This is a genomic window from Ensifer sp. M14, from assembly GCF_003355565.1.
Lineage (GTDB): Bacteria > Pseudomonadota > Alphaproteobacteria > Rhizobiales > Rhizobiaceae > Ensifer.
Genome location: NZ_QJNR01000006.1, coordinates 1 through 18,951, shown reverse-complemented (window position 1 = coordinate 18,951; position 18,951 = coordinate 1). Strand labels below are relative to the sequence as shown.

The following is an 18,951-nucleotide window of genomic DNA, read 5'->3' as shown; positions in this document are numbered from 1 at the left end:
AGAATAGAGCCGCATGACGGCCGCAAAGCTGAGGCTCCATTGAAACAGACACCATCACCATCGCACTGTCCCGCCAAGGATATTTCGGACGAGGCATTGGCCTGGATTGTGCGCCTTCATTCCGGCGAGGCGTCCAGTCAGGATCGGCGAGAGTATGGCCAGTGGCGCGCGCAAAGCGCCGAACACGAGGCGGCAGCCGCCGAAGCGGAGGCGCTCTGGAGAGATGCCGCGCATCTGCGCCAGGATGGTCAAACCGGTCTCGTCTACCCGGGCAGGAACAGGGAGGGTCTTTCCCGCCGACGGCTTCTCACGGGCATCGTCGGGCTCGGTATTGCAGGCGGCGGGCTGGCCGTCTCGCGCCCCTACCTTCGCACCCTGAGCTCGGATTATACGACTGCGACGGCAGAAACACGCGCGATCAATCTGCCCGATGGCTCGCGCGTCATGCTCAATGCTCTTTCGGCGCTGGATGTTCACTTTGATGGAGAGGCGCGACGGCTGGTTTTGAAGGAAGGACAGGCGTTCTTCGACGTTGCGGCAGAAGCGCGGCCCTTCATCGTATCGGTCGGCAATACCGAAGTGACGGCGCTCGGAACGGCATTCGATGTCGATGCCAATGCGACCGGCGGCTCGCTGGCGGTCACCGTCACCAGTCATTCCGTTCGGGTCCGATCCTCGGTGAGCGGCTTGCCCGCCGATCTCACGCTCTCGGAGGGGCAGCGTGTTTCGATCGATCGCGACGGCGTCATCGGTACGCCAATGACCGAGGACCCGGCGGTCGCGCTCGCGTGGCAGTCGGGCATGTATGTCGCGGAGAACCGCAGGCTCGGTGAAGTCGTGGCCGCTCTCGGCCGGTACCATCAGGGCTGGATCGTCTTCAGCCACGACAGTTTGAAATCCAGGCAGGTCAGTGCGGTGCTGGACCTCCGTACACCCGACGCTTCGCTCGCGGCACTCGCAGCGGGACTGCCGATCCGCGTCACCCGCATGACGCGCTTCATGACCTTGATTTCGGCCATTTAGACGATCCGTCATTTTTCTTTCGGTCTTCATTGCGGATTTTTGGGCGACGCCTCGTCTCGGCTAATGAGGGACGTGTCTTGCCACCAGGAACGCTGATCCCTCGTCGATAGCATGGGAATAGGGGTCATATGTCCAGTCAATCGGGGCGAAGCAGTCTTCTCAACGCACTTGTGGTCGCAGCCACGGCAGTCGGATCAATTCAAGCGGCAAAGCCGGTTTCGGCGCAGCAGGCAACATCTGCGCGCACCGGCGTTGTCGCTTTCAACATTCCGGCACAATCGCTGACGTCGGCGCTGACGGCGTTCGCGCGTCAGTCCGGCCTGAAACTCGCCTATTCCGCGTCGCTGACCGCAGGCAAACCCGCGCCTGCCGTCAGCGGTTCGATCTCGCCGTCGCAGGCGCTTTCCCAACTTCTGTCGGGAAGCGGCCTTTCCTATAGTCTGAACGGCGGTACCGTCGCGATTACCGGTCGCGTCGCTGGCGCACATGCGATCAACCCAGGCGACGGCGGAACGATGCTCGAGCCGATCACCATTCGCGGCGCGGGTATCCACCCGGCCGATGCGCCCTATGAAACGGCCGCGCCGACGGCATTCATCTCCGAGGAAAATATTGATCGCTTCCGCGGTTCGAGCCCGGCGGACATCTTCCGCGGCACGCCCGGCGTCCTGTCCGGCGAGGCGCGCAACGGGGCGGGTGCCATCGACGTCAATATCCGCGGTATGCAGGGCATGGGCCGCGTTGCCGTCACCGTCGATGGCGCAAGCAACGCGGCGACGGTCTACCAGGGCTACCAGGGCATCTCCAACCGCACCTTCGTCGATCCGGATTTTCTGGGTGGCGTGGACATCACCAAGGGCTCCGATGCGGCCTCGAACGGCATTGCCGGCACGGTGGCGATGCGCACGCTGAATGCCAGCGACATCGTGAAGGAGGGGCGTACCTTCGGTCTGCGGGTCAAGGGCGGCTTCGGCACCAACACGTCGAGCCCGCCGCCGGCCGGAACCACGGCCGGCTATGCATGGCCGGGCGGCACCTGGGCTCCGCCTGTCGCCACGGCAAAAAGCGATGGCATGGATCGGCCGTCCTTCTTCGATCCGACGAGTGGTTCGGGGAGCATCGTCGGTGCGATGCAGGAAGAAAATGTCGACTTCATCGCCGGCTACGCCTATCGCCGGCAGGGCAACTATCACGCCGGCAGCAACGGCCCGGCAGCCAAACCTGTCAGCAAGGGGCCGCAGCCCTATTGCTATACAAGCGGCATTTGCCCGCCGGGCCTGATCTGGAAGGACTACATCGACAATGCCGGTATCGCCAACTATCGCGCCGGCGAGGAGGTGCTCAACACCCAGCTCCAGACGAAATCCTTTCTTGCCAAAGGCACGGTTCGTCTCGAGAACGGTCACAGCCTGCAGTTCGGCTATAACGGTTTCCGCAGTGAAGCAGGCGATCTGCTCGCCTCGCGCCTGACATCGGACCGCGGCCAGGCCATACAGCAGGGACAGACGGTCGGAACGAAGGTCGACGCCGGCACGCTGCGTTATGGCTGGAAGCCCGATGATAACGAACTGATCGACCTGAAGGCCAATCTTTGGGCGACACGGCTGGAGCTGCGCAATCCGCGGCGCACCGGCCTGCCGTTTCCCCGGCCTGAAGACTTCGGCCTTCCGGCCAATTTCCGCACCGGATCCGATACGATCATGTGGGGCGCGGACGTTTCCAATACATCGGCGCTGACCACCGACTATGGCGCGCTCGACCTGACCTATGGCCTGTCGTTCCAGAGCGAGGACACCAGGCCGAGCGCCTTTACGCCGGAGCTCGAGACCTGGCTCGACCTTCGTGACGGCAGCCGGGAGGAGGCAGCAGGTTTCGCCAAGGCGGCCTGGAAGCCAACCGACTGGCTGACGGTCAACGGCGGGCTGCGCTATCAGCACTATTGGTCCAAGGATAGAAATGCGCCCGAACAGCCCCGGCTGGATTACATCTACGACACATCGCTGAATGACGGCGGCTTCAGCCCTTCGCTCGGCGTCACGGTGGAGCCGTTCGAAGGCACGCAGTTCTATGTGAATTACTCGAATGCCCTGCGCTCGCCGAGCATCATGGAAGCTGTTTCTGCCTTCACCATGAACGTCAATTCCAACCTGCGGCCCGAACGCTCCAGCAACTGGGAAGTGGGCACGAACCTGCGCCGCGAGGGTCTCTTTGCCGCCGACGACCAGGCAATGATGAAGCTCGGCTTCTTCGACTGGAACGTCGACCACTATATCGCGCGCGAATGGTACACCGATCCGCGGGGCTTCTCCGGAATGCGGATCCATAACATCGCCGGCGCCCATTTCCAGGGCATCGAACTCTCGGGGCGCTACGAGCGCAACGGCTTTACCGCTGAACTCGCCGCCAACTACTACACCGATGTCGAGTTTTGCCGCACGGCCACGACGTGCGGAAACAAGTCGCTCTATGCCGACTATGCGACCAACCAGGTGCCGCCGGAGTATACGGTCGCGTTGACGCTGTCTCAGACCTTCCTCGACGACGCGCTGACGGTCGGCGGACGGGTCTCGCGCACGGGGTCGCGCGCCATCGGCCATGGCGACGTGACGGCGCAGGGCGCTTCGCAGTTCATCTCGCTGATCGACTGGAGGCCGTATACGCTGGTGGATGCATTCGCCGAATACAAGATCAACGACGGCCTGACGGCCTCCTTGCGGATCGAGAACCTCACCGATGCCTATTATGTCGACCCCTTGAGCCTCGTGCAGCAGCCAGGCCCTGGACGCACATTCTACGCTTCGTTGAAGGCCGAGTTCTGATCTTTCATCGAGTGGGCGATTTAAGAGCGGCCGTGCCGAACCTTGTCCGGCACGGTCATGTGCTGTTCGCGCGACGGCTTTGGCGAGGCGCGCCGTTTCTGCTATGCGGCGTGAAGCAGCCGACGCGGGAAAACAGGCAGATGCTGCCGTGTTGGTCGCGCCACTTCGAAGGGGAGGCGATGCGTCCGAGCCTAGATGAAATCGCCTCCGCCCTCGGGCGCCCGGAAATCCTGTCGGCGGTGATCATCGATACCGGACAGAACAATCTGGTGTTTGACACCGGTGATCTGATCATTCGCATCCCCCGATACGACGGCGCATGTCTCGATCTCGAGCGGGAAACGAAGGTGCTTGCCGCCCTTGCAGGCAGGCTGCCATTGCCCATCCCAAGCGTAAACGTCATCACGCTTGTCTCCGGCACTGTCGCCATGCACCGGAAATTGCCGGGAACACCGCTGCTGGACCTCGCAGGCATGGATGATACCCGTCGCCAACAGCTGGCAGACACACTCGCAGGCTTCCTGCGGGTGCTGCATACGCTGCCGCTCGATACGCTCGGCGAGCCGGACGCGGCGGTGGACCCCCAAGCGGAATGGCACGAGCTTCTTGCCGACGTCGATGAAAAGGTTCTGCCGTTACTGCCGATCGACATCGCCGCCGCGATCCGAGGCCGGTTCGAGCAGTTTCTTGTCGGCGACGGCCATCCGCGCGCCCGGGCGATCATTCACGGTGACTTCGGCGCGGGAAACATTCTGGTCGAAGACGGACAGGTATCCGGCGTCATCGACTTTGCGGGATGCGCGATTGGCGATCCGGCCTATGACCTTGCCAGCCTTTCGGCCGGCCTGGGTGACGATTTGCTCGCGCTCATGCGGCCGTCTCTTCCTGGGATAGACGCCATGCAGGATCGGATCCGCTTCTATCGTAGCACGTTCCCGCTGCTGGACGTCCTTTTCGGCCTGAAGCATGACGATGACGGCGTGCTGAAGGCAGGGCTGGAGGCGCTACGGCGTGGCTAACCTGGACCGGTGCGCCATGCCGCCGAACACCCGCACTTGATATCGATGGCGGTGTGCTGTTCGGCGGCCATCCCGGAAGGACACCGTCTCGTTTTCCGGCAGCAGGCCAGCCGGATGTCAGCTCCGCTCATCGGCATTGTCGATGCAGTGTCGCCAGAGCGACCCGCTTCTTCACATCCGGCGCCAGCGTCAGCGCGCAAACAGGCTGTCGAAATCGGCAAACCCCTTGACCTCGATCGGATTGCCGCTTGGATCGAGGAAAAACATTGTCCGCTGTTCGCCGGGCTCGCCTTCGAAACGCACCACCGGCGGAATATCGAAGTTGACGCCCTTTTGTTCGAGACGTTCGGCCAGAGCGAACCAATCCGCAAGACGCAACACCACGCCCATATGCGGCATCAGCACGAGATGATTGCCAACCTTGCCGGTCCGCGTGACCGCAAAGGGCTCACCGAGATGCAGCGAAAGCTGGTGCCCGAAGAAATCGAAATCGACCCAGGTGTCCGTGCTGCGCCCTTCCTCGCAGCCGAGCACGTCGCCGTAGAACCTGCGGGCGTCGTCGAGATTTTTCACGTGGTAGGCAAGATGGAAAAGCGACTTCATCCGTAACTCCTGTGTCTCCAGTTGACACAGGGATATCGCCTTGAGAGGCTAAGAAAAACTATGTAATACTTTCTCTGAGAATAAGGGATCCCATTGGATATTCGTTTCCTGCAAAGCCTTGTCGCCACGGTGGAAACAGGCTCCATTGCAGCGGCTGCGCGGCGCGAGAAGTTGACGCCCGCCGCTGTCAGCCAGCGCATTCAATCGCTGGAACGTGCGCTCGGATGTCTCTTGCTCGCCCGCGGCGCCCATTCCGCCCAACCCACGGAGGCCTGTCTCTCGCTGTTGCCGCGGGCGCGCTTGCTGATACGGGAAGCAGAAAACCTCAGATATGACGCTGCGGGTGGCGGACTTGCCGCCGAGATGAAGATCGGGGCGATCTCGACGGCGCTGACGGGCATCTTCCCCGAGGTTCTGGACGAACTCTCGCGTCAAGCGCCGAGGTTGAAGTTGATGCTGCGCCCCGGTTCGTCGTCGCAGCTCTACGAACAACTTCTCTCTGGCGAGCTGGATGCCGCCGTGCTGGTCGAGCCTCCCTTCGCATTGCCCAAAGGGTTGACCGCCCGTGTCATCCGCCGCGAACCGCTTGTTTTCATCTGCAGGGATGGGGCTGGACCTGCCGATATTGCCGAGCAGATCCGGCAGGCACCGTTCATCCGCTACGATCCGGGATCGTGGGGCGGACGATTGTCGTCGCAATATCTCGCCGACGCCGGGCTGGATCCGGACATCCGTTGCGACATGGACGCTCTGGAAACCATCGCCATGCTCGTTGCCAATGGAATGGGAAACTCGGTGGTCCCGGCCTGGCAAGGGCTGCAGCGGAATGGCTTTCACCTGACCGAGGTGCCCGATGCCGCCGCCTATGAACGCAGGATCGTCTTCCTGCATCAAAGCGTGCCAAGCCGGCCAACGCCGCTGGCCCTCTTGACGCAGATTTTATCACAGGGGTTTACCGGTTGAGGGACGGTCGTTTCGGGAAGGGACGTCGGCTCTGCGACGGGAACTGCCTGTAAGCGGGCATCGCGTCGTGTGTGAACGCGATGCCCATTGGGCCTAGAACATGTCCGGGAGAAGTGTGAAGTGGGTCGGTAGGAAATGCGTCATGATCGACCCTGCCCAAGCCCGGAAACGCTAGCTGAGCAGGAAGGCGGTTACGGGCAACTGAAGCGCGGCGGCGATCCGCCGAAGCTTGCCCGGATCGGCGTCGGCGCCAGCCTCGATGTTGGTAATTTCGACGTCGGTCAGCCCGCAGGTAAGCGCAAGGTCGTCGACACTATAGCCGATGGCCTGACGGGAGCGTCTGACGGCATCGCCGATATCGACATGGGCCGAAGCGCCCACGGTAGAGGCATCAAAATTGTTTATCGAAACAGTCATGAAGTGGTCCTTCGGTTTTGCGCGAAGAGAGGCTCTTCGCGTGAAGGCGGCATGCAGCCATGAAAACTCGGCCCAGAAAGGAGGCGCTGAGTGCAGTGCAATATAAGTCCAAAAGATGGCAGCGCAAGGCCCGTTGGCAACTGCGGCCATGGCGTCGCCTCGATTGGCGACATCAGGGTCGTTGGGGAGCGGCGACCTTGCGACCTTGCGCACAGTGATCCTCGCCCACCGGCCACGCCGATAAAGCTGATGGTGCCGTCGCCTGCTGGCCCTACTAGGAGATAGCCCGAGGACGCGCATGTTTTCGGAATAGTCGGTCGGAACCCTTCGTCATCTTCGAACCCTTTCAGCGCGTGGCGATGTGAATCGTTGATGACGTGTTGGCCGGTGACTTGTATCCAGACGCATGCCGGGATCGCTGTCATCGAACAGTATCGGCCAAGATTGCAGACACTACCGCATTTCACGTCGTATTTGCGCCCTGGCGGCGGTCGCCGGCGCGCGCGCTGGCAACCGCGAGCGTGTTCGTCTCGGGCGCTGATGCCACTGGCGTTGTATGAGTGGGGGGCGATTTCGCTCCGGTTGCAGCCAAATCCCTGACGCTCCGTCTTTTCGGCCGAACGCATGCGCCCTTCACCGCCCTGTTGATAACTCCTTGGTGAATTTCCTGTGTTTTTTCAGTCACTTGTTCGATCTTGTCAGTTTTTTGAAATTGTCTGTTGACGTGTCTGAGGTGCGGGGTCTATAAGCCCGATCACTGAACGAGGGCGGCGGCGCCGCTGATGATTACCTGGAACGCCGCCCCCATCGCTTCCTCGCAATCGAGTAGTCGATCAGGATGATTCATCGGGCGTTTCGGCGAGGCGACTTCGGCCATACACTGTCCTCCTACCGACAGAGTAGGAAGAACGTTTGCAATCTGCAAGGCAATCCTAATTGAACTTACAACTCCTGTAGGTCGACGTTTGCGTGCTCAAGTGCAGGCTTGAAAATAGAATGTACCGGCCCGTTACAGAAGATCGCATAATGTATCGTCTGGATTGTGCGCTGCGGCCGATCCTTGAGAATGTGCCGTTTCATCGCGCCGTACTTTCGCGAACCTGAAGCTCGAAGCCCAAGTCGACGATCGGCGATTCAATTGGCCGGCCGGCAAGTCGATCCAGCACCATCTGCACCGAGCGCCGGCCGATTTCATAGCGCGGCGTGCGTACGCTGGTGAGCGACGGATAGGCGATGTGCATCATGTCGAGATCGTTGAAGCCACAGATTGCCATGCTGTGCGGCACGGCGATGCCCGCCCGCTGGCATTCGAACAGCACGCCCATGGCAAGGTCATCATTGTTGCAGAAGACCGCGTCAAGATCGGCGACCTTGGCAAGCGCATCGGCCAGGAGCGGCCCGCCGAGCGATACGCGTGAAGGCGTCAGCGTGGTGGTTACCAGTTTGGGATCAAAGAGCTGAGCGGTCTCCAGAGCCGAGCGGTAACCGGCGAGGCGACGCTGCGAGCGGGGATCCATTCGCGCGCCGATGAAGCCTATACGACGATATCCAGCCTCGATCAGATGGTTGGTCGCCGTCTTGCCGCCAGCGAAGTGTGAGAACCCGACCAGCATGTCGACCGGATCGTCGCCATACTCCATAATCTGCACGATAGGGCAATCTGCGCTCTCGAGCAGTTTGCGGGTCGTTTCGGTCTGGTCGATGCCGGACACGATCAGCGCCGATGGCCGCTGGCTCAAAAACATCCGGATCAGCCGTTCCTCTTCCCGGGGCGAATAGTGGGTGTTGCCCATCTGTATCTGCAACGGACCGTCGCCGAGCTCGTCATAGATGCCTCTCACCGTGTCGGCGAAGACGATGTTTGTCAGTGACGGCACGAGAACACCGATCACATCGGCTCGGGAGGAGGCGAGCGCGCGCGCATTGGGGTCGGGCGCATAGCCGAGCTGGACCACCGCCGTATCGATCCCCGCGCGCAGTTCGGCCGAAACCAACGAGGGATCGCGTAGCGCGCGCGACACGGTAATCGCGGCGACCCCTGCCAGCTTTGCGACGTCGGCTATGGTCGGTCTCCCACTGCCGCGTCGGCTTGCCTTCCGGCTCTGGTCTTTGGAAGTGATGTCGTCCTTCACGTCGACTCCTTCTGGCTGCGTGAGCGCAGGGTCCCGACATCGGTGCGGCCGACATACCAGTTCCTTGCGTCCACCTCATCGAAGACGACGGAGATTTCGCGCTCGGACAATCCGGTTGCCTCGGCATTCGCCGCAATGACCTGGCTGCTGATTGCCGCCTTCTTGGCCGCAGGATCGTCGGCAAGGGTCTCGCGCACGATTGTGATCCGCACGAACGGCATGGTTGGCCTCCTGCCTCAGTCGAGTTTTGCGCCGTTGACCATCAGCCGAACGGCATAAAGCGAGCTGGTCGCGCAGATGTAGAGGATATTTCGCTTAGGCCCGCCGAACACGCAATTGGCGGTGTTTTCCGGCACTCTCACTTTGCCGAGCAAGGTGCCGTCCGGGTAGTAGCAATGGATGCCGTCGCGGGCGCTTGTCCAGATCCGCCCTTCGTCGTCCAGGCGGAACCCGTCAAAGAGGCCTACCGTGCAATCGGCAAAGACCTTCCCGCCCGATATCGCGGCCGCCTCGTTCACATCGAAGACGCGCATATGCGCAGGAAGGTCGGGCCCATGCGTCCGGCCGGTGTCGACGACGTAGAGCTTTTTTTCGTCAAGCGAAAAGGCGAGGCCATTCGGCCGCACCATGTCAGTAATGACGGCCGCAACTGCGCCCGTCGCCGGGTCGACACGATAGACTTGGCAGGCGCCGATTTCGCTTTCGGCCTTGTGGCCCTCGTAATCGGACTCGATGCCGTAGGCGGGATCGGTGAACCAGATCGACCCGTCTGATCGCACGACGACGTCGTTCGGCGAGTTGAGCCGCTTGCCGTTCCAGCGATCGGCGACGGTGGTGATGCTCCCGTCATGTTCGGTGCGGCTGACACGGCGGCCACCGTGCTCACAGGTCACCAGACGGCCATGCCGGTCGGTGGTATTGCCGTTCGCGAAGTTCGACGGTTGGCGAAAGATGCTCACATGCCCGTCGGTTTCGTCATAACGCAGCATCCGGTCATTGGGGATATCCGACCAGACCAGGTAGCGCCCGGCGGCGAAATAGGCCGGCCCTTCGGCCCAGCGACACCCCGTATAGAGCTGTTCCACTCGGGCGCTGTAGTTGACCAGGCTGGCAAAGCGCTGGTCTACGATCTCGAAATCCTCGGCCATGGGTACCCTCATGCGGCAACGATCGCGCTCTGACCGTTGATCGCATGATAGCGCTATCATCACGGAAGGGAATAGCCTTCCTGCATCGGTCTCGACGTCGCCGAATTTCACTTGAAAATTGGGAAGTTCGGTTCTCGGTAATCCGCAAATGTTACTTTACAATTTTCTATGGTAGCGCTACCTAATTAAGAGACAGCGGTGTTTTCGGGAGGAGACCAGAGCGCCTCGTCAATGGTGAAAGCAGGCATCCAGCGTGCCGGTGCCAGAGAAGTTCGTGCCGTTCCGGGGGAAGGAGTTCCCTCTCGAACCGGAGAACAAAATCAGTGGTGCGCCAATGGGAGGAAATGTCGATGGTGAAGTCACTCGCTGGCGGCATCGTTGCTGCCACTGCCTTTTTCATGTTGGGATCGTCCGCCTACGCAGAGCCGGAAGTGGTTTCAGGGCCCTCGGCGGAGCCGGAATGTTTCGCGCCCTGGTCGGCAGACACCAAATTCTTCAAGTTTCCGAAAAAGGACGGCCCATACCGCATCGCTCTTGCGAACGGCTACATTGCCAACACCTGGCGTATCCAGATGGTGCAGACAGCCAAGGCCTATGCCGCTCAGCCCGACGTCGCGGCCAAGCTGAAGGAGTTCAAGGTCGTATCGACGGGTGAGGACGTGCCCGCCCAGATCTCGGCGATCAACAACTTCATCGATTCCGGCTATGACGCCATCGTCGTCAACGCCCAGAACCCGACGGCATTCGCGCCTGTCATCAAGCGGGCGAAGGAAGCCGGCGTGGTGCTGGTTGCCTTCGACAACATCCTCGACACCGAGGACGCGATCAACGTGAACGTCGACCAGAAGGGGCTCGGCGGACTGTGGGGCGAATGGCTCGTCAAACATCTGCCGAATGGCGGCAAGGTACTCGAGGTGCGCGGTGTAGCCGGAACTTCGGTCGACACCGACCGGCACGATGGGATCCATGAGAAACTCCAGGCGTCGGGCAAGAACTTCGAGGTCGTCGAGGTCATGGGCAAGTGGGATGACGGGGTGGCCCAGAAGGTGACGGCGGATGCGATCGCCACCAGCGGTCCCTTTGACGGCATTACCGGTCAGGGCGGCGATACCGGCATCGTCCAGGCGATGATCGACGCCAAACATCCGTTCGTGCCATTTGGCGGCGAAACCGAAAACGGGTTTCGCAAGTTCTGCGCAGCACATGCCGCCGACGGCCTGAAATGCTCGTCGGCTGGAACCGGACCCGCACAGGTGGCCGTTGCCATCAAGACGGCGATCGCCGCGCTCGAGGGACAGGTGGTGCCGCAGTCGATCAAGTTGCCGTTGGCCATTGTCGAAGATCCGAATTTCAAGGAGGGCCAGGATTATTTCCAGTCCGAATCCGACAATTTCTTCGTCGGTAATTCCTTCCCTACCTGCGGGATCAATTTCTCCGCCCAGGAGATTATGAAGCAGAGCAAGGAAAACCAGTAGGTCGATCAGGAACGGGCATCGCACAGCCAGCCGTGCGGTGCCCGTCGTCCGTAACGGTTTCCCGGAGAGCGCAATGGAAAATGGCGGACCGCTCTTTTGCATGGAGGGGATATCGAAGCGCTATGGTGGGGTTCGCGCGCTTGAAAATGCCGCGCTGTCGGTCAGGGCAGGGGGCATCCACGCCGTACTCGGCGAAAACGGCGCCGGAAAGTCGACGCTCATCAAGATCATGGCCGGCGTCGTGGCTGCGGACGAGGGCCAGATGACGCTCGACGGACAGCCGGTGAAATTCGCTTCGCCGGCTGCCGCCAACGCCGCCGGGATCGCCTGCGTCTTCCAGGAGTTGTCATTGATCCCAGAACTCAGCGTTGCTGACAATATCGTCATTTCCAATCCGCCGACGCGGTTCGGCATGATCGACCGCAAGGCCCAGAGGCGCCTGGCAGAGGAGGCGCTGGCGCGCGCCGGTGCCGTCGACATCCATCCTCTGGCTCTGGTCAAGGATCTGCCGCTGTCGCGCAAGCAGATCGTCGAGATTGCCAAGGCGCTGGCCCGCAAGCCGCGCATCCTCATCCTCGACGAGGCGACATCGGCGCTGACTGCGGCCGACGTTTCGAAGGTTTTTGCAGTGCTGAAGCGATTGCGTGCGGAAGGGCTGGCGCTTGTCTACATCTCGCATCGAATGAACGAGATCGCGGAACTTGCGGACGACTGCACGGTGTTTCGCAACGGCAGCAAGGTCGCGAGCTACGTGGCGGGCTCCAAGAGTGACGGCGAAGTCATCGAGATGATGATCGGCCGTGAGTATCACAGCGTCTACCCTCCTAAGCCGGGCCGGCTTGCACAAACTGCGCCAGTGCTTGAAACACGAAATCTGTCCTGGTCGGACCGGCTCCACGACATTTCGTTTTCGCTCCGCTCGGGCGAAATCGTCGGTCTTGGCGGGTTGGACGGGCAGGGGCAGCGTGATCTCCTTCTAGCGCTGTTCGGCGTCCTGCGCGGGCTGCGCGGCACGGTCCTCGTCGACGGCAGCCCGATCAGCATCAGCAGCCCTACGCAGGCGCGCCGGCACGGTGTCGGCATGGCGCTCATCCCGGAGGACCGTAAGACCGAGGGGCTGATGCTGCCGATGACGGTGCGCGACAATCTCTCGCTTGCGTCGCTCGACCGGCTGACGCGCGGCGGGATCATCGACAGCGCGAAAGAGGACAGCGCCATCAATCAGATGATGACGCTGCTCGCCATCAAGGCGGGGAACATTGACGCGCCCGTCGGCGCCCTTTCGGGCGGCAACCAGCAGAAGGTCGTCATCGCGAAATGGCTGATGCGGCAGCCACGCATCGTCCTCCTCAACGATCCGACACGCGGCATCGACGTTGGAACCAAGCAGGAGATCTATCTGCTCTTGCGGCGCCTGGCTGACGCGGGCGCGGCAATCCTGTTCTATTCGACCGACTATGCCGAGCTCATCGGCTGCTGCGACCGGGTCCTCGTGCTTTATGACGGGGCAGTGAAGCGGGAACTGGTGGGGGCTGAGATAACGGAGCGCGCCCTGATCGCGAGCGCGCTTAACATCCCGTCCGCAGAACCACTCCATCAGGAGCCCGCCCAATGAACGACTGGCAGTATCGACTGGCCGAGCACCGGGGCACGCTGACTGCGGTTGCGATCTTCGTGGTGATGTTCATCATCTACACGGCGAACCATCCGGCTGGTTTCACAGCCAACGTTATTCAGACGGCTGCCAACAAGGGGGTGCTGCTCGCCTTTGTCGCGATGGCCCAAACCATGGTGGTGATTACCGCGGGCATTGACCTCTCCGTCGGCATGATCTTCCTTCTCACCAACTGCCTGGCCTCATGGTTGGTCGTGGGCTCGCCGCTCGAAACGACCTTCGGCGTCGTTATCGTCCTGGCCGTCGGGGCTGTGTGCGGCGCGATCAATGGAGCCATCGTCATATATGGGCGGCTGCAGCCGATCGTGGCGACGATTGCGACGGGGGCGATCTATTTCGGTGTCGCCTTGTCGCTGCGACCCTTTCCGGGAGGTTCCGTTAACGAGGGTCTGGCGGACGCCCTGACGGGACGGATATTCGGAGTCGTCCCGGCAAGCCTCGCGGCACTCGCGGCGGTGGTTGTGCTGATATGGGTGCCCTTCAGCCGGTCGGTCTATGGCCGGGCGGCCTATGCCGTCGGTTCTTCCGAAACGGCGGCCTACATGTCTGGCATGCCGATCCGGCGCGGCAAGCTGCTTGCCTATACGCTTTCGGGCCTGGTGGCCGCCCTCGGCGGGCTGTTTCTCACTTTTTTCACGTATACCGGTGACGCGGCTTTCGCCAGCGGTAACGCCTACACGCTGTTCTCGATTGCCGCAGTGGTGCTGGGGGGCGTTTCGCTGTTCGGCGGCAAGGGCAGCGCCATCGGTGCCGTCTTTGGTGCGCTGGCGTTCCGCACGATCGGTGACCTTTTGTTCGTTTTCGATCTCGACCCGCTCTGGCAACCGCTGTTCCAAGGGCTGATCCTGCTTGCGGCCATCAGCCTCGGCGCTCTGGCCCTTTTCCGGGTGCGCAACAGATTGGAGTGGTTCCTGTGAGCGAGACGGCGATGACGCACGTAAACGGACGCAAGCCGAACTTCCTGCGCAAACTCGATCCGGCGGTGGTCACCGCGTTCGGCTGCATCCTGCTGCTGCTTGTCCTTGGCAGCTTCTATTCGCGCAGCTTCCTGTCACCGGAATATCTGCTGCAGCAATTGAAGGTGGCATCCTTCCTCGGCATCATCGCCACCGGCATGATGCTTGTCATCCTGCTCGGGCAGATCGACCTTTCCGTACCGTGGACCGTTGCAACGGGCGCCATGATGGCCTGCGCGGCTGCCGCCTACGGTCCGGTCGGCACTGCTCTTGCCATCCCCTTCGGAATCCTTTGCGGGATCGGCATCGGGCTCGTCAACGGCGTTGGGGTGGCATATCTGCGCATACCCTCGATGATCGTGACGCTGGCGACGAATGCCGTCGCTCAAGGGGTGATGGTGGTCTACACAGGCGGGTTCTCGCCGCAGGATTCCGCCACCGCAGCCATGCGCTATCTCTCCACCGGCGCCTTGATCCCCGGCATCCCGAATGTCGTCTTCATCTGGGGGCTGGTCGGCACGGCGATGGTCTTCCTGCTGCGCCGGTCGGGCTTCGGGCGGGCCGTCTACGGCATAGGCAATCGCGAACGGGCGGCCTATCTTTCAGGGATCAATACCCGCCGCATCGTGTTGATTGCCTTCGCCGCCTCGGGCGGGCTCTCGGCCTTCGGCGGCGTCCTGCTGGCAGGCTATGCTTCCAAGGCCTCGCAATCGATGGGCGATGCCTATCTGCTTCCTGCCATAGCGGCTGTTGTTCTTGGCGGAACCTCGATCCTAGGCGGCCGGGGATCCTATCTCGGCACTGTCGCCGGCGTCATCCTAATCACACTCCTGCAGTCAATCCTCTCCGTCACGCAGATGCCAGAGGCCGGGCGCCAGATCATCTACGGCGTGATGATCATACTCATGCTCCTGCTCTATGGTCGTGCGCCAGCCAGCCGTTAAGCTTGCGGAGAACAGAGGAAGCGCCACACGCATCCATCTGGCTTCTCGCCAAGACGGCAGTCGATCCGGCAATGGGCTCGAAAGGCCACCCCGCGGGTTGGATGATACATGGGCCGTCAAAGCCTTTCGCCGGTCCTCACCTCGCTCTATTTCGGATCGTACGGACCTGCCGTCCACCAAGCGCTCGCGGCAGAAACGTCACGGGAGGATCTACCCTCGGCGACCTGTCCTCGTGGGGCGTGCCGCAAACGATTCACACGCGCGAGGACGGGTACCTGTTGAAAGAGCAACTGTGAAGGCCGCAGAAGCATGGAGGCGCTGCCGGAGCGGGCGAACCATATTCATCGCCTCCGCGCAATCGCGCACTGGAAGGCCGTCACCGGCGCGGCTGCTTGATAGCAGGCTGCCTGCGACAAAGACCGCTCAACGCTCGATAACGTGACAACTCCCGCGGCTCGCTATGATGAGCAGGTCGTCAGACGGTATATCCGTAATCAAGGAAAGGCCGACAAAGCTTCCGACTTTGCCGACCTCTTTAACCGTAGCTACTAACTTATAACAAAACCGATTCTAGCGGTTCAAGCGCAGCGTTTCAAACCTCCACCTCTGGTGGAGGTCATGACTTGTGTCGTTAATGACCGACTGCCTCCTCCCGTCGCTACCGTGACAGGCGATCTTCGTCGTCGTTCAAGGTGAGACGGCAGGGAGCCGCATCGCTCCATTTCCACAGAACAAGGTTGAGATCGTCGCTGGTCGCACCGGGAGCGAAGCTTGTGACCAGCAATCCATGATAGCCGGCCGCAGCGAGCCTTCGGGCGAAGGCTTGCGTTTCTGCTTCCCCGTTCGCTTTCATCTGATCGCGCCATGTCGTATCGGCGAACATCGCCGCATCCATGCCCTCCGCCCGCAGAGCGGCATCATCCCGGCTGTCGAAAACGCGCTCTATGTCCGCATCGTAGGAGACGAGCGTCGTCGGCTGCAGGTTGCCGACCCGATTGGCTTCCCGCAGCGCTGTCATGATCGACAACGATGTATAGAGCGCAGGCATGCCCTTCGGGTTGAACCGACCGCCATAAAGCTCAGCGCCACGACCTGACAACGGTTCGCGCGCATAGATCGGGTTCAGCGCCCTGTATAGTTTTCCCTGATAATGGAGCATGGGCGACTATGCGTGAACGCCCGCATCGACCGCATCGATATAGTCGAGCACATCGTCGGCGCGGCCTTCGCGGACCAATTGCATCGCCGTCTGGCCGGAAAAGCCGGGCAGCGGTTCGGAGCGATACCAGGCGTAGGCCATCAGTGCCGAGCCGAAACGCGGCTCCACCTTGTTGACGACTTCGGTCATCTCGCGCAGGCGCCGCTGCGTCCTGTCCGAACGGATGCGGTCCTTGCGCTGGATAGCATCTTTCCCGAGGCCCGCCGTGCGGGCGATTTCCTCGCTGGTCGTGCGAAAGGCGTCGGCAATCTTGCGCGGCGAGAAAAGTCCGCCGTCAGCATATTGGGCAAGTCCCATCACATTTGCTTCCATTCTTGAGTGCCAATTATTATGACGCAATATAGCGTCAATATGTTCGGCATTCAATCAAAATAAGGGAATGGAAGGCCAAATAGGGGACTGGAAGGAAAGAAACGTCCGCTCGCAGATCGGGCGGACCGCTGACGCTTGCGCTTAACCGCGCTGCTCGCGATCCCGGCCACGTCGTCCTTCCACTCGCCCGGGATCTCGCCAGCCTTGAGCGCGTCTTTCTCGTCCTGGCTGTTGTGCTGCCTGGGAGCCTGGATGATCGTTGCATCAACGATCTGACCACCCTTGGCCAGATAGCCCGATCGCGAGAGATGCTTGTCGAAACGGGCGAACAGATTGTCGATGGCACCGGCCCGCACCAAGCTTTCACGAAACAGCCAGATCGTCTTGGCATCCGGAACCTTGTCGGAAAGGCCGAGCCCGAGAAACCGCATGAACGACAACCGGTCACCATCTCTACGCCCCACTCACTGACAGCAGATTTATGTGACAACACCCATCATCGACATTGCGCGGTCGCTGGTCAGGGCAGGCAGGTGAGGTGAGGGCGCGGGTACCGGCGGTCGCTCCTTTGCGACCCCTCGACCAACCGGAGCGGCTTGCCGGGCCTAGGCTTCCCGGATCCCGGCCGTTGGCCGTCGCTCATGCTGATCCTCCGAGACGAGGCTTTTAACCGGTCAAGCCGCGCGCGAACGGGCTCTGGCGGCGTTGCTGCCGGCGCCTGGTAAGCTCGTTAAGAATTGTTCAGTTCAGCAGTTTTAAAGCCTCCAAAAATTGGCGCCGACATCCTTAAACCCATTGTCCTGTCGGTTGGGATCGACGCCACCCTCGGCGGCATTGCGAGCCCGTCAAAGTGGTTCAGTTCGTAACGTTCTGTTTTGGCGCGTCACAAACTCAAAAAACAATTATAACTTGTAAATTGTATTGCTAAATCAATTTATGGGCGCCATCGTTGCCGGGTTGTCTTTGAGCGCAATACCGGACCCGTTGGGATGCCATCGAGCTACGCAAAGCCATTCGGCAATGCGCTGGCATCACTTCGCCTAACATTTTGTAATAATTGAATTTGTTTAACTCATGGAGCGTTCCGATGTATGCCGAGAACTATGCGCAAGTCATCCAATATGTATGGGGTTACGTCGGTGCGAGATCCTATTTGCTTCAGGGCGATCTGCAGACAGTCCCGCAGAATATACCCCGCCTGCGGTTGGACGGGCCCGGGATATACTCCCTTTGGTTGAAGTCTTCATTCCACGAAAACAAATACGTTCCGACCTATGTCGGATTTACCTCGCGGCCGATACAAACGAGATTGGGCGAGCATGTTCGGTTCGGAAAGATCGGCGAGCTTTACTCCGGATTACCCGACGGTGCGGCAACGACAGGTGGATTTGGCGTTCTTGCGCTGGAGCTTCCCACGCCGATGGCGCTCGCAATGGAATCTGTGTTCCTCGAAACCTTCGACTTCGCGCAGAATACAGCCGACAACCTTTTGTCCCGCGCACTGCGGCCGTGGACCGTCGACGCTGATTACTCAGCGGGCGGACTGGTGTTGCGAAAGGCGTGGAACAGTTTGTCTGATCGCGAATTTGCCTTAAATTAAACCGGGGCTTCTGCAGTCGCCCGGCGCCGGCGGCCAGGGACTGCGAAGGGAACCGAGCGCCGGCAAATTCACGGGAGGTTCTTGATGCTCAATTTGCCTGATCCCTTGGAGGGCAACCTCAGTTCCGCCGGTTTGACGCCGGTGGTGCCGTGGTCGCGCTGGTCGGCAACTTCAGGTGTCTAGCGATCCAAGTGCGCTTCCAGCGCGGCCCAGCTATCGAAGCGACGACCGGCGATTGCGTTCTTCTTGAAGTAGCCGACCCCGCGCTCGTCTTTGCCATTCGTGCGTGCCCGCAACGATCCGCCGTCAAAGCTGGCTCGTCGCAAAGCATGTTCTAAGGATTAGCCACTTCCTGCCGTCACGCCGCGGCTTTTGGCATGCTACAATTCATGCGGGGGCGGTGAAGAAGGTCGTCCAAGACGCATCCGGCATATCACCTCCTCGTCAGCCGCCTCTATAAAACCGCGCTGTCGAAGCTCTTCCTGGAGGTGTGCCCATGCCGCTTGGCCTGTCAGATCAACGATGAGATCAATGTCATCGGTGGCGCGAACATCGTCGAGCGTTACGGGATCGGTGATGAATAGCGCAGTATATAGCGCGACGATCAGGATGAGACGGCGGCGACAATCTGGATGAGATTCTTATG

Annotated in this window: 17 protein-coding genes and 2 pseudogenes; 9 read left to right on the top strand and 10 right to left on the bottom strand. The window is 61.0% G+C overall.

Annotated elements, in window-relative coordinates:
* Positions 1–39: 39 nt before the first annotated feature.
* The 3 genes from BLJAPNOD_RS21460 to BLJAPNOD_RS21450 all read left to right on the top strand — a co-directional run bounded on the left by BLJAPNOD_RS21460 (position 40) and on the right by BLJAPNOD_RS21450 (position 4,861).
* Entirely contained in the window at positions 40–1,023 is a 984-nt protein-coding gene (locus tag BLJAPNOD_RS21460) for a FecR domain-containing protein (protein ID WP_115421429.1), read from the top strand.
* 128 nt (positions 1,024–1,151) lie between these two features.
* Positions 1,152–3,842 carry a TonB-dependent receptor gene (locus BLJAPNOD_RS21455; protein WP_115421428.1) on the top strand — a complete coding sequence of 897 codons (2,691 nt, stop codon included), beginning with the start codon at positions 1,152–1,154 and terminating at the stop codon, positions 3,840–3,842.
* 179 nt (positions 3,843–4,021) lie between these two features.
* Positions 4,022–4,861, top strand: coding sequence for a phosphotransferase (locus BLJAPNOD_RS21450; RefSeq protein ID WP_158556146.1), 840 nt, complete (start codon positions 4,022–4,024; stop codon positions 4,859–4,861).
* 189 nt (positions 4,862–5,050) lie between these two features.
* Here BLJAPNOD_RS21450 and BLJAPNOD_RS21445 read toward each other — a convergent pair whose 3' ends face one another.
* Complete coding sequence (locus tag BLJAPNOD_RS21445) at positions 5,051–5,464, bottom strand: VOC family protein (RefSeq protein WP_077505228.1); 414 nt, start codon at positions 5,462–5,464, stop codon at positions 5,051–5,053.
* Positions 5,465–5,557: 93 nt separating this feature from the next.
* Between BLJAPNOD_RS21445 and BLJAPNOD_RS21440 the strand changes: the two genes are divergently transcribed.
* Positions 5,558–6,427: a LysR family transcriptional regulator gene (locus BLJAPNOD_RS21440; protein WP_115421426.1), complete on the top strand. Its 870-nt coding sequence runs from the start codon at positions 5,558–5,560 to the stop codon at positions 6,425–6,427.
* A 171-nt stretch (positions 6,428–6,598) separates the two neighbouring features.
* Here BLJAPNOD_RS21440 and BLJAPNOD_RS21435 read toward each other — a convergent pair whose 3' ends face one another.
* The 5 genes from BLJAPNOD_RS21435 to BLJAPNOD_RS21420 form a co-directional block, all read right to left on the bottom strand.
* Complete coding sequence (locus BLJAPNOD_RS21435; RefSeq protein ID WP_077505245.1) at positions 6,599–6,844, bottom strand: helix-turn-helix domain-containing protein; 246 nt, start codon at positions 6,842–6,844, stop codon at positions 6,599–6,601.
* Positions 6,845–7,598: 754 nt separating this feature from the next.
* Positions 7,599–7,721: a hypothetical protein gene (locus BLJAPNOD_RS36395; RefSeq protein WP_256372332.1), complete on the bottom strand. Its 123-nt coding sequence runs from the start codon at positions 7,719–7,721 to the stop codon at positions 7,599–7,601.
* A 199-nt stretch (positions 7,722–7,920) separates the two neighbouring features.
* Positions 7,921–8,976 (bottom strand): LacI family DNA-binding transcriptional regulator, encoded by a 1,056-nt coding sequence (locus BLJAPNOD_RS21430; protein ID WP_244611034.1) that lies wholly within the window; start codon positions 8,974–8,976, stop codon positions 7,921–7,923.
* Positions 8,973–9,197 (bottom strand): tautomerase family protein, encoded by a 225-nt coding sequence (locus BLJAPNOD_RS21425; RefSeq protein WP_115421425.1) that lies wholly within the window; start codon positions 9,195–9,197, stop codon positions 8,973–8,975. The genes BLJAPNOD_RS21430 and BLJAPNOD_RS21425 overlap by 4 nt, the downstream gene beginning before the upstream one ends.
* A 15-nt stretch (positions 9,198–9,212) precedes the next feature.
* Positions 9,213–10,124 carry an SMP-30/gluconolactonase/LRE family protein gene (locus BLJAPNOD_RS21420; protein WP_115421424.1) on the bottom strand — a complete coding sequence of 304 codons (912 nt, stop codon included), beginning with the start codon at positions 10,122–10,124 and terminating at the stop codon, positions 9,213–9,215.
* Positions 10,125–10,474: 350 nt separating this feature from the next.
* On the opposite strand from BLJAPNOD_RS21420, the gene BLJAPNOD_RS21415 reads away from it, so the two are divergent.
* The 4 genes from BLJAPNOD_RS21415 (at position 10,475) to BLJAPNOD_RS21400 (ending at position 15,174) form a co-directional block, all read left to right on the top strand.
* Complete coding sequence (locus BLJAPNOD_RS21415; protein WP_115421473.1) at positions 10,475–11,599, top strand: sugar ABC transporter substrate-binding protein; 1,125 nt, start codon at positions 10,475–10,477, stop codon at positions 11,597–11,599.
* A gap of 73 nt (positions 11,600–11,672) precedes the next feature.
* Positions 11,673–13,214 carry a sugar ABC transporter ATP-binding protein gene (locus BLJAPNOD_RS21410; protein WP_115421423.1) on the top strand — a complete coding sequence of 514 codons (1,542 nt, stop codon included), beginning with the start codon at positions 11,673–11,675 and terminating at the stop codon, positions 13,212–13,214.
* Positions 13,211–14,191 carry an ABC transporter permease gene (locus BLJAPNOD_RS21405; protein WP_115421422.1) on the top strand — a complete coding sequence of 327 codons (981 nt, stop codon included), beginning with the start codon at positions 13,211–13,213 and terminating at the stop codon, positions 14,189–14,191. The genes BLJAPNOD_RS21410 and BLJAPNOD_RS21405 overlap by 4 nt, the downstream gene beginning before the upstream one ends.
* Entirely contained in the window at positions 14,188–15,174 is a 987-nt protein-coding gene (locus tag BLJAPNOD_RS21400; protein ID WP_115421421.1) for an ABC transporter permease, read from the top strand. The genes BLJAPNOD_RS21405 and BLJAPNOD_RS21400 overlap by 4 nt, the downstream gene beginning before the upstream one ends.
* A 658-nt stretch (positions 15,175–15,832) precedes the next feature.
* Here BLJAPNOD_RS21400 and BLJAPNOD_RS21390 read toward each other — a convergent pair.
* The 3 genes and pseudogenes from BLJAPNOD_RS21390 to BLJAPNOD_RS21380 form a co-directional block, all read right to left on the bottom strand.
* Complete coding sequence (locus BLJAPNOD_RS21390) at positions 15,833–16,333, bottom strand: RES family NAD+ phosphorylase (protein ID WP_115421420.1); 501 nt, start codon at positions 16,331–16,333, stop codon at positions 15,833–15,835.
* Positions 16,334–16,339: 6 nt separating this feature from the next.
* Positions 16,340–16,690, bottom strand: coding sequence for an MbcA/ParS/Xre antitoxin family protein (locus BLJAPNOD_RS21385; RefSeq protein ID WP_115421419.1), 351 nt, complete (start codon positions 16,688–16,690; stop codon positions 16,340–16,342).
* Positions 16,691–16,878: 188 nt separating this feature from the next.
* Positions 16,879–17,151, bottom strand: a pseudogene (locus BLJAPNOD_RS21380) (transposase); the annotation flags it as partial.
* Positions 17,152–17,792: 641 nt separating this feature from the next.
* Here BLJAPNOD_RS21380 and BLJAPNOD_RS21375 point away from each other — a divergent pair.
* Positions 17,793–18,305 (top strand): hypothetical protein, encoded by a 513-nt coding sequence (locus tag BLJAPNOD_RS21375; protein ID WP_115421418.1) that lies wholly within the window; start codon positions 17,793–17,795, stop codon positions 18,303–18,305.
* A gap of 410 nt (positions 18,306–18,715) precedes the next feature.
* Here the strand turns inward: BLJAPNOD_RS21375 and BLJAPNOD_RS36060 are convergent.
* Positions 18,716–18,916, bottom strand: a pseudogene (locus BLJAPNOD_RS36060) (hypothetical protein); the annotation flags it as partial.
* Between the last annotated feature and the right edge of the window lie 35 nt (positions 18,917–18,951).

What these genes read in the sequence shown, in the direction of transcription:
- BLJAPNOD_RS21390 (WP_115421420.1), bottom strand. Translation starts at nt 16,333, where the DNA reads ATGCTCCATTATCAGGGAAAACTATACAGGGCGCTGAACCCGATCTAT.
- BLJAPNOD_RS21455 (WP_115421428.1), top strand. Translation starts at nt 1,152, where the DNA reads ATGTCCAGTCAATCGGGGCGAAGCAGTCTTCTCAACGCACTTGTGGTC.
- BLJAPNOD_RS36395 (WP_256372332.1), bottom strand. Translation starts at nt 7,721, where the DNA reads ATGGCCGAAGTCGCCTCGCCGAAACGCCCGATGAATCATCCTGATCGA.
- BLJAPNOD_RS21415 (WP_115421473.1), top strand. Translation starts at nt 10,475, where the DNA reads ATGGTGAAGTCACTCGCTGGCGGCATCGTTGCTGCCACTGCCTTTTTC.
- BLJAPNOD_RS21420 (WP_115421424.1), bottom strand. Translation starts at nt 10,124, where the DNA reads ATGGCCGAGGATTTCGAGATCGTAGACCAGCGCTTTGCCAGCCTGGTC.
- BLJAPNOD_RS21450 (WP_158556146.1), top strand. Translation starts at nt 4,022, where the DNA reads ATGCGTCCGAGCCTAGATGAAATCGCCTCCGCCCTCGGGCGCCCGGAA.
- BLJAPNOD_RS21435 (WP_077505245.1), bottom strand. Translation starts at nt 6,844, where the DNA reads ATGACTGTTTCGATAAACAATTTTGATGCCTCTACCGTGGGCGCTTCG.
- BLJAPNOD_RS21385 (WP_115421419.1), bottom strand. Translation starts at nt 16,690, where the DNA reads ATGGGACTTGCCCAATATGCTGACGGCGGACTTTTCTCGCCGCGCAAG.
- BLJAPNOD_RS21425 (WP_115421425.1), bottom strand. Translation starts at nt 9,197, where the DNA reads ATGCCGTTCGTGCGGATCACAATCGTGCGCGAGACCCTTGCCGACGAT.
- BLJAPNOD_RS21410 (WP_115421423.1), top strand. Translation starts at nt 11,673, where the DNA reads ATGGAAAATGGCGGACCGCTCTTTTGCATGGAGGGGATATCGAAGCGC.
- BLJAPNOD_RS21375 (WP_115421418.1), top strand. Translation starts at nt 17,793, where the DNA reads ATGTATGCCGAGAACTATGCGCAAGTCATCCAATATGTATGGGGTTAC.
- BLJAPNOD_RS21445 (WP_077505228.1), bottom strand. Translation starts at nt 5,464, where the DNA reads ATGAAGTCGCTTTTCCATCTTGCCTACCACGTGAAAAATCTCGACGAC.
- BLJAPNOD_RS21405 (WP_115421422.1), top strand. Translation starts at nt 13,211, where the DNA reads ATGAACGACTGGCAGTATCGACTGGCCGAGCACCGGGGCACGCTGACT.